This is a genomic window from Achromobacter sp. (assembly GCF_036567245.1).
Lineage (GTDB): Bacteria > Pseudomonadota > Gammaproteobacteria > Burkholderiales > Burkholderiaceae_B > Achromobacter.
This window is the reverse complement of sequence record NZ_DATCUY010000148.1, coordinates 1-2,529: the sequence shown is the minus strand read 5'-3', so window position 1 is coordinate 2,529 and position 2,529 is coordinate 1. Positions and strand designations below refer to the sequence as shown.

Annotated in this window: 3 protein-coding genes; all 3 read right to left on the bottom strand. The window is 68.5% G+C overall.

Annotation, left to right across the window (positions count from 1 at the left end):
* The coding region (locus VIR09_RS06580) for a biotin/lipoyl-containing protein (protein ID WP_332012141.1) at nt 1-328 on the bottom strand (328 nt) is incomplete at its 3' end.
* Nucleotides 329-338: 10 nt separating this feature from the next.
* Nucleotides 339-830, bottom strand: coding sequence for a VOC family protein (locus VIR09_RS06575; protein ID WP_332012140.1), 492 nt, complete (start codon nt 828-830; stop codon nt 339-341).
* A partial coding sequence (locus VIR09_RS06570; RefSeq protein ID WP_332012139.1) for a dehydrogenase E1 component subunit alpha/beta occupies nt 827-2,529 on the bottom strand: 1,703 nt, incomplete at its 5' end. The genes VIR09_RS06570 and VIR09_RS06575, both read right to left, overlap by 4 nt.

Sequence of the window (2,529 nt, the reverse complement as noted above, 5' to 3'; positions counted from 1 at the left end):
TGGCCACAACAGCAGCCGCCGGCGTTGCCGCGGGCGGCATGGCGCCAGCCTCGGCCAGCGCGCGGTCGATGGCCGTAGCGTCTTCGCCCTGCGCCAGCAGCACGCCGATGACGGTGTTCACCGGCACCGAGGCCGCGCCGGCCTGGACCACGATGCGGCCCAGCACGCCGGCCTGCTCGGCATTGATCTCGACGATGGCTTTCTCGGTTTCGATTTCCGCCAGCGCGTCGCCCACGGCGACGGTGTCGCCTTCTTTCTTGAGCCACTGGTGCAGCGTGCCGCCCGAGGTGTCGGCCGCAACGGAGGGGAGCTTGATAAGGTGTGCCACGTTGTTCGTCCTATTCTGCGGCGCCGGCCAGGTCGGGCCGGTAGGTGGCGGGATCGTCGTATTCGACCAGCTCCAGCACATTGCCTTCGGGGTCGCGGAAGAAGGCCAGCCAGGTGCCGGGCCGCACTTCCATCGGCGCAGGCTTGCTGTCGAAAGCCACGCCCTTCGCTTCCAGTTCGCGCACCACGCCGGGCAAGTCGCGCACGATGAAGGTCAGGTATGTCGCGCCCTGGCGGTCCAGGATGGCGGCGCCGTGCGCAGCGGCTTCCGGCGGCACGCTGGGCTGCAGCAGCTTGATGCGTTCGCCGTAGCTGGTCTGAAGCCGCGCCACGTCGTAGCCATGGCGCGTCAGGCCGGTGGCCTGGGCCTTGTCGGCCGGCACGCTCACGCGGTTGACGAGCTTCAGGCCCACCACCTCGGTGTAGAAGGCCAGCAGCGCGTCCAGGTCGGCGCAGCAGATGCCGATTTCCATCGGCACGGTCATGTGCAGGGATGCGCTCATGCCTGTTCTCCCAGGTCGGCCAGCACGTCGGCCAGGCCGGCCATCACTTCCTCGGTATCAGCAAACGCGGCGCGCTCCAGCACCTTGGAGATGCTGGGCGAGGCCTCGCCGCCGGTCACGCGCTTGATCGGCTGGTCCAGCCAGTCGAAGTAGCGGCGCTGGATCTCGTCGGCCAGCATGGCGCCGTAGGACGTGCCGCGCGCGCCTTGCTCCACGATCAGCACGTTGTTGGTCTTCATGATGCTGGCGCCGATGGTGTCCCAGTCCAGGCTGGCGCGGTCCAGCGTGCGCAAGTCGATCACCTCGGCGTCCACGCCCGCTTCTTCCGCGGCCTTGAGCGCGCGGCTGACCATGGACAGGTAGGTCAGGATGGTGACCTTGCCGCCTGCGCGGCGCACGTGCGCGCGGCCGAAGGGGATGGCGTAGTCCAGGTCGTCCGTGGGCACCTCGCCCGACGAGGCGTACAGGTCCACGTGTTCGATCACCAGCACCGGGTCCTTGGAGGCCAGTGCGGTGTTCATCAGGCCGACGTAATCGTAGGGCGTGGACGGCGCGACGACGCGCCAGCCGGGCGCGGTGGCGAAGATGCCGGCCGGGTCCATCGAGTGCTGCGAACCGTAGCCCGTGCCCATCGCGACCTTGGTGCGCAGCACGAAGGGCACGTCGATGTCGCCGCCGAACATGTGGCGGGCCTTGCCGATCTGGTTGAAGATCTGGTCCGCCGCGACCCACATGAAGTCGGGGTACATGAACTCCACGATCGGCCGGTAGCGGCCGTCCATGGCCAGGCCGCCGCCCAGGCCGGCGAAGGCGTTTTCCGAAATGGGGGTGCCCAGCACGCGGTCGGGATACTTGTCCTTCAGGCCGCGCGTGGCGCCGTTGGTGCCGCCCTTCAGGCGGTGCACGTCTTCACCGAGCACCACCACGCCGGCATCGGTTTCCATGCGGCGGTCCAGCACGTCGGCGACCGCGTCCACGAACTTGCGCTCGGCGGATTGGCCAGCGTAGTCAGCGGCTTCCTGGTAGCGCAGGCCGGCCAGTTCCGAGCCGTCGCTGCGCAGGCCCACATCGCGGAAATCGGGGCTGGGCCAGAGGTCGGCGCGCACGCGGCGCTTGCCGCCGTCGGCGGCTTCGGTCAGGCGACCGGACACGTCCTTCATCACGTCCTTGCAGCGCTGGCGCAGGGCGTCCACTTCGGCTTGCGTGATCAGCTTGCGGCCGATCATCTCCGTGGCGATCTTGTCCAGCGGATCGCGGCGGCGCCATTGCGATTCTTCGTCCTTGCTGCGGTAGCCGAAGGCGCTGCCTGGGAAGGGGCCGTTCTGGTGGAAAAAGCGGTACACGTCCACTTCGACGATGGTCGGGCCGTTGCCGGCGCGCATGTGCGCCACGGCTTCGGACATGGCCAGATGGACTGCCAGCGGATCCATGCCGTCCACCTTCCACGACGGAATGTTGAAGGCCAGGCCGCGCGCCGACAGGCGCGGTTCGGCGGTGGACTCTTCCACCGTGGTGGAGACGGCGTAGCGGTTGTTTTCGATGAAGAAGCAAAGCGGCGTCTTCCACGCCGCGGTCAGGTTCATGGTTTCCAGCACCGAGCCGATGTTCACCGCGCCGTCGCCGAAATAGGTCACGGCGACGCGGTCGGTGCCGGCGTGCTTATGGGCCCAGCCGGCGCCCGCGGCCAGCGGCACGCCGC